This is a genomic window from Limisphaera ngatamarikiensis, assembly GCF_011044775.1.
GTDB classification, from domain to species: domain Bacteria; phylum Verrucomicrobiota; class Verrucomicrobiia; order Limisphaerales; family Limisphaeraceae; genus Limisphaera; species Limisphaera ngatamarikiensis.
Map to the genome: position 1 here is coordinate 1 of NZ_JAAKYA010000083.1, position 997 is coordinate 997.

1 protein-coding gene is annotated in these 997 nt (G+C 66.8%); it reads right to left on the reverse strand.

Going from position 1 to position 997, the window contains the following annotated elements; all coding sequences use genetic code 11:
- A partial coding sequence (locus tag G4L39_RS12980) for a hypothetical protein (protein WP_165108769.1) occupies positions 1–744 on the reverse strand: 744 nt, incomplete at its 3' end.
- Between the last annotated feature and the right edge of the window lie 253 nt (positions 745–997).

A 997-nucleotide genomic window follows, 5' to 3' on the forward strand; every position in this document is an offset into this window, starting at 1 on the left:
CCAGTACCGACCCTGCCGAATCACCGGCGCCCAGTCGTTGGTCCCCCACCACAACGTCACCGTCGCTCCCTCCACCGCCTCCCCCGACACCCCCACTACCCCCGGCACCGTCCGAGCCGTGTACTGGTTGAGCCGGTTGACCGTGTTGCTGCTCCACCGCAGACTCCAACCCAGCTCATCCCCACCCCAGCCCCCAACCGTGCGGTTCCCAATCGCATCGTGCCGATACTCAAACTGTTGCCCCGCCACCGGCCGACCGTCCGCCCAGTACCGTCGGCCCGACTCCAACTGACCATACGGGTCGTACCGGTAGACCCAGTAACTGCCGTCGGCCCAACCGGCCCGCACCCGCCGGCCCATCGCATCGTACGTCCAGTCCAGCCGGCTCACCACCCCCGTCGCAACCACCGACTGCACGTTGGTCAGCCGGTTCCACAGGTCAAACCCCCGGGTCGTCGTCAGCCGCACCTGCCCGTTCTGTCGGAACGTCACCTGCCGCACCATCGAACCCAACGGCTCCCATGCGTACTCGGCCCGGTGCCCCTGATCATCGGCCACGCTCAGCAGCCGATCGCCCCCGCCCCAGCTGTAGTTCACCCGGCTCAGCAGCGTGCCGCCGCGCCAGACCTCCTGCACCAGCCGCCGGCCCAACGCGTCCACCAAGTTGGTCACCCGCACCCCGTCCAGCTCACCCCCCACCCACTGCTCGCTGATCAACTCCCCGGCCGCCGTCCCTGTCGCCAACGCTCCGCTCCCGCACACCAACCGGCCCGTTACCGCTTTTCCAAAGAGACAATCGGCACCACTCCACAAGCGAACCCCCTTATCTCAAGGTGCAATCGCCAGCCGATTCGTCCAATTACCGGCTTCTTCAAACGCACGTTGCAGCTCGACGCTGTCCAGACTCTCCACACGGCCGTCGAGAAACAAAATGTACCCCCTTTGTCCATGCAGAGCACGCCCCTCCCTCCAACCCGCCCGACCAAGCGCCCCGTCC